Genomic DNA, 5,894 nt, shown 5'->3' with positions numbered 1-5,894 from the left:
AATTCTGACCACCTACTTAGCTGAATTAGCTAATGATAGATATCTTCAAAGAAAGCAGGAATAACTAATTCAATCATTAATCAACCAAATAGTAATCACTAAATATAGCTATTCCTAGTATAAGCGTAACGATCAGCCCTAGATAATGATTAGAGATAAAAATCAGGAAGGAGGTTTATTTTGCCCTTTAACAGCAATTCAACCTACTATTCTCTCAAACGACTATTGCGCCGTACTTGCCAACTGACATAGACTAATAATAACGTAGCCACGATCGCAAACCCCCAACCACTGGGAACATTAGAAAAACCTAATGCCAAGCTTCCTACCCAAAAGGTCAACGCATAGATAAAGAGAACCGTGAGACGGTGAGAGATACCCGCTTTTAGTAAACGGTGATGTAAATGGCGTTTATCTGCTAAAAAGGGTGATTTTCCTTGACTGATACGAGAAATAATCACACTAGACATATCGAGAATGGGAACCGCTAGAATCAGATAGGGTAATAAAACCGCCGTCACCGCAATGGTTGTAACCGCCGTCGTTTTTACTAAGCCAATGACTGCGACACCTGCGAGGGTAAAACCCATAAAATAAGCCCCACCATCCCCCATAAAAATCTGTGCGGGATTAAAGTTATAACGTAAAAAGCCTAATGCCCCTCCTGCCATTGCTGCGGCGATAATTGCGGCGGCGGGTTGGTGCATAACCAAAGTTACCATAAATAAGACCACCGAAGAAATACCAGCGACTCCTGCGGCTAATCCATCTAACCCATCAATCCAATTAATTGCATTAGCCATCCCAACTAGCCAAAGGACGGTAATGGGCAGACTTAACCAACCAATATGAATTAACTCGAAAAACGGAACCGAAAGAAAATCTATTTTTACCCCGACAACCCAAGCTAGAGAAGCGACAACAACTTGCATCGCTAGACGAGACAAAGGAGAGAGATTATATAAATCATCCGCTAATCCAATTAAAAAGAAAGCTAATCCGCCGACTGTCACCCCCCAAACTTCCCATTCTCGATTTGGTGGTAATCCTTTAAAACCACCTAACCACCAAATAATCAGTAAAGCAGTCAAGGTACCCATAAAAATTGAAACACCACCTAAACGAACCATTGGCTGCTGATGGACTTTGCGATCGCCAGGTTGGTCAACGTAACCACTTTTGAGGCCAACCGTTTTGACAAGCGGGGTACTCCACAAAACGACGACATGAGAGATAAGAAAGGCAACGAGATGATATAAATCTCCAGACATCTTGGCTGTTGGGGGTAAATGGGATTAAGGGTCTCATGTGAAGTTTACCTTAATCCCAGACGTTTGTACGAGATTTTATACGATCGCAGGTAAAGGAATTGTCAGATGAGGATAAAGCGGGAAATTAGCACAAAGTTTAGCCACTCTGCTTAAGCAATTTTGTTGTACAGACTCATCTTCAGGATTGAGTAAGCGATCTGCAATAATATTACCAATTTCGGTAAATTCTGCTTCCTTCATGCCACGAGTCGTCATCGCAGGAGATCCTAAACGAACGCCACTGGTTACAAAAGGTGATGCAGGATCAAAGGGAACGGTGTTTTTATTCGCAGTAATATTGACACCACTGAGTAATTGATCACCTACTTTACCCGTCATGTTAATCGATCGCAAATCGACTAGCATTAAATGATTGTCAGTCCCATCTGTCACCAGTTTAAAGCCCCGTTGATTCAGTTGTTGGGCTAAAGCTTGGGCATTGGCGATAACTTGTCCTGAATAGATTTTAAACTCAGGTTTAAGGGCTTCTCCAAACGCGACGGCTTTGGCTGCAATCACGTGTTCTAGTGGCCCACCCTGAGTACCAGGGAATACTGCTTTATCGAATTTTTTGCCTAAATCTTCATCACGGGTCATAATTAAACCCCCTCTTGGCCCTCTGAGGGTTTTGTGTGTCGTCGTTGTCACCACATCACAAACAGGAATCGGGTTAGGATGATGACCTGTCGCCACTAAACCCGCAATGTGGGCAATATCTGCCATTAAATAGGCCCCAATTTCATCGGCAATAGAGCGGAATTTTTCAAAGTCAATGATTCTCGGATAAGCCGAATAACCACAAATGAGAAGTTTTGGACGTTCTTTGAGGGCAATATCTCGAATTAAATCAAAATCGAGTCTTTCTGTGCTTGGATTAACACCATACTGCACGACATCAAACCATAACCCTGAAACGTTAACAGGAGAACCATGAGTTAGGTGTCCACCGTGAGATAAATCCATCCCCATGATTTTATCACCTGGTTTGAGGAGGGAGAGAAACACCGCAAAGTTAGCCTGTGCGCCTGAATGGGGTTGTACATTGGCATGGGCGGCCCCAAATAATTGTTTAATACGATCAATAGCTAATTGTTCTACTTGATCGACAAATTCACATCCCCCGTAGTAACGCTTTTTCGGGAGTCCTTCGGCGTATTTATTGGTTAAAACCGAACCTTGTGCCGCTAACACCGCAGCCGAGGTAAAATTTTCACTAGCAATTAATTCTAGGTGATCCCGTTGACGTTGTAACTCACGATCAATCATCGCTGCTACTGTTGGATCACTCAATGCAAGTAAATCTAAATTAGTATCCGTCACGTTTGCTTAATCCTACTTTCGTCGGTTTTAATTGTATGGCAATTCTCTATTATCGCTCATATTCTCAAGGGTTGCTTTAGGATAAACGTCGCATCCATCTGTTTGCCTTTCTAGAAATTTTATACCAATTTAAAAATATTCTCTATCGCTATTTTGACAAAAAGTTAATTTTATGCTACGAGCAGAGCTATCGAGTCGTCACCGAAAGTTTTAGGCTCCCATTCCAGAATATCGTTTAAGTCCCTTGCGCCATAACCAACGATATAAAAAGAAAAATACCAAACCCCAACCTAACATAATAAGACTACTTCTGACAAAATCGATGGGTAAACCGATTAAAATAGCAGCCGGAAAATGAATTAAATAGGGAAACGGTGTCCATTCTACAATTGCGCGAACTTGTGGGGGAAACACTTCTAAGGGTGCAATCATCCCTGATAAAAATAGATAAAACAAAAACCAGAATTGTTCGATCGCACTAGCTCGTTCTGTCCAAAATGCTAACATCGAGAAACTATACTGCATCAAGAACCGAACAATAAAACCCATTACAACAGCCACGAAGAATAGAATAATATTTTGTGGTTTAGGTATCCAAAATGCTTGAGGATAGAGGAGAAAGAAAAGACCTAGAAAAACGACCACTAAAGTAATACGAGTCATTTTTTCAGAGATATGACGCGCTATATGATGCCAAATCGGATCTATTGGTTGAAGTAACCTAAAAGAGAGTTTTCCCTCGACAATTTCCCGTTCAAATTCCCAAATGACCCAAATCGTCGTAAACTGTCTGACCAAAAAAACAGCAAAAAAATAACGAGCAAACTGCACCGAATCTAGACCAAATTTTCCACCATTTTGGGCCGCTTGAATCCAAACACCCATTAAAATTAAAGGTAATGACCCTGCTAACGCCCATAAAAAAATTTCTGCTCGATACTCAAGCATATGAGCATAATAGGTTGTCAGTAACGTCGTCATGGTGCGATAAAACCACTTCATTAGGCTACCACTCCCGTTTGAAACAGACGACCGATAATCTCTTCAATAGGTGGCTCATTAATACTTAGGTCAATGATATCTAATTCTGAAACAATAGATGCGATCGCACTGGTTAACTTTTCTTGAGGTACCACTAATCTTACTTCTTTTCCTTCAATACTAACGATATCGCCATAGGAACGTAATTGAACTTCACTTACAGGATAAGCTAACTCGATTTTAACTTCTCGACATGGGGAAAACCGTTCTAGTAAACCATCGAGGATACCATCATACATCAAATTTCCTTGATGGATCAGCAACACGCGCTTACACAAGGCAGTAATATCAGCCATATAGTGACTGGTTAAAAGAATCGTCGCTTGATATCGTTGATTGTATTCTTTTAAAAACTCTCTTACCGCAGCTTGTGCGTTAACATCAAGTCCTAGTGTTGGTTCATCTAAAAATAAAACTTGAGGATGATGTAATAATGCAGCGAGTAATTCCGCTTTCATTCTCTCACCGAGAGACAACTTACGAACGGGTTGGGTTAGCTTTTCTTGTAGCGACAACATTTCGGAAAGTTCACCTAAACGCTTTTCAAAAACCGATTCTGGAAGATTATAAACCGCCCCATTAATTCTAAGAGAGTCTAAAGCGGGTAAATCCCATAATAACTGTTGTTTTTGCCCCATAACGAGACTCATTTGTTGTAAAAACTGGGGTTGTCTGCGAAACGGAATATAACCCGCAACTCTCACTCGTCCACCCGAAGGATGTACTAACCCAGTCAACATCTTTAGTGTAGTCGTTTTTCCTGCACCATTGGGGCCAAGAAACCCTACCACTTCCCCTGGTTCAATGGTAAACGAGACATTCTGTACCGCTTTAATTTGCCGATAAGTGCGTTTAAAGAAATGGCTAATGGTTCCTTTTAGTCCAGGTTCTTTAACCGCTACTGGGTAAGTTTTACTAAGATTGTCAACAATGATGATGGACATGGCAGAAAAAACAAGGAGGCGCGTTTCTCGATTATTACACGATTAACTACTGAAGTTGTTCTGGCTTACGTTAGATTTTTCGTCAATTACATTAAAAAAAGACTTGCTTAACAAGCCTTTACAAAATGATTCGCTATTGTTCTAAATGAATGAATTGAAGCAACTTTATATTAATCCGCATTTAGTGGCAATGCAGATAGATAAATCCCTTCGACAATTAGTACAGGTTTTTGAGCGTAATCTGTTTCTAATTGTTGTCTTAACTGGGCATCCCAAACATAATTGTATTCTCTTTCTATGTCGGCAGCAACGAACGGACGCAGTGTACCAGTAGCGACAATTTTATCCCCTTGTTTAATCGGAACTTGATCCTTGAGTTGATTAGTTACTAAAACTAAAAGTGGCTCATTACCCAGTATTGTATTATCTTCGAGAACAAATGCTCCAGCACTACCATAGATTTGCTTAACTTCTGCTGGGACGGCAATAACTTTATTGTAGTAAGGCTGTGGATTTTCGCCAATTTCCCCAGGTATTGGTGCTAATGCAACTGAACGTGCAACTATTACTGGCATACCTGCATATTCTTGATACGAACTCGGTTCACCTAAATCTGCTTTATATTTTTGCTTGAGTGCATTAACATCAAACTTATCAACCGTACCCGTGACTTGCAATTTCGCATCTTGTGGGATAGGTAAGTTAACAGGCACACCACTATTATTGACTACGACAATTCTTTCACCACCAAATACTTTTTGGTCAGTAATTGTAAAAACATTATCACTGATTTTATTAATCGGTTGACTTCTCACAGTAACCAGTTCACCGATCAGATCCTCTGTTTTATTACTAACTTTGGCGGGAGTAACGCTTTCTTTGTCTGCTGGCGTTGTTTCAGAAACTTCGGCACGCTGACTATTATTGGCACAAGCAGGAAGAAGTATAACCATTAAGGCAATAGCGAGAAAACTCAGTTGAGTATGCCGACCTCCTTTTTGATATTTATTCAGCATTGTTATTGTTCTCCTGATAGGTTTTTAATTGATTCTGCTATTTTTAGACTCATTTGTCTATGTTTTAGCAAGTTATTCTTTCTTCTATATTATTTTTTTAATCGACATTTGTCTTCTTACCAAAGATATAAAATAACCGAAAATATCTTCTTTTTCTCTTGAATGTTTTTGATTCAAGAGATTGGCTATAAATAACATTTATTTTTAAAAAAACGTAAGAAATGTAAAGTTAATCAATTAAATAAGTAGGTGGTCAGAATTAA

At 39.9% G+C, this 5,894-nt stretch carries 5 protein-coding genes; all 5 read right to left on the bottom strand.

All coding sequences use genetic code 11. The features are described 5' to 3' along the window. Positions 1 to 206 precede the first annotated feature (206 nt). The gene (locus CFPU101_RS24865) at positions 207 to 1,271 is read right to left on the bottom strand and encodes a glycosyltransferase family 4 protein (RefSeq protein WP_206818527.1); all 1,065 of its coding nucleotides are present in this window, start codon (positions 1,269 to 1,271) and stop codon (positions 207 to 209) included. Positions 1,272 to 1,346: 75 nt separating this feature from the next. After that, positions 1,347 to 2,630 (bottom strand): serine hydroxymethyltransferase, encoded by a 1,284-nt coding sequence (gene glyA, locus CFPU101_RS24860; RefSeq protein WP_206818524.1) that lies wholly within the window; start codon positions 2,628 to 2,630, stop codon positions 1,347 to 1,349. Between the two features lie 210 nt (positions 2,631 to 2,840). Next, complete coding sequence (locus tag CFPU101_RS24855; protein ID WP_206818522.1) at positions 2,841 to 3,632, bottom strand: ABC-2 family transporter protein; 792 nt, start codon at positions 3,630 to 3,632, stop codon at positions 2,841 to 2,843. Continuing rightward, entirely contained in the window at positions 3,632 to 4,615 is a 984-nt protein-coding gene (locus CFPU101_RS24850; RefSeq protein WP_206818520.1) for an ATP-binding cassette domain-containing protein, read from the bottom strand. Before CFPU101_RS24850 ends, CFPU101_RS24855 begins: the two co-directional genes overlap by 1 nt. A 170-nt stretch (positions 4,616 to 4,785) precedes the next feature. After that, entirely contained in the window at positions 4,786 to 5,631 is an 846-nt protein-coding gene (locus tag CFPU101_RS24845) for a hypothetical protein (RefSeq protein ID WP_206818519.1), read from the bottom strand. Positions 5,632 to 5,894 lie beyond the last annotated feature (263 nt).

It is taken from the genome of Chroococcus sp. FPU101 (assembly GCF_017312365.1).
Lineage (GTDB): Bacteria > Cyanobacteriota > Cyanobacteriia > Cyanobacteriales > Microcystaceae > Chroococcus.
This window is presented reverse-complemented; position numbering and strand designations above follow the sequence as displayed.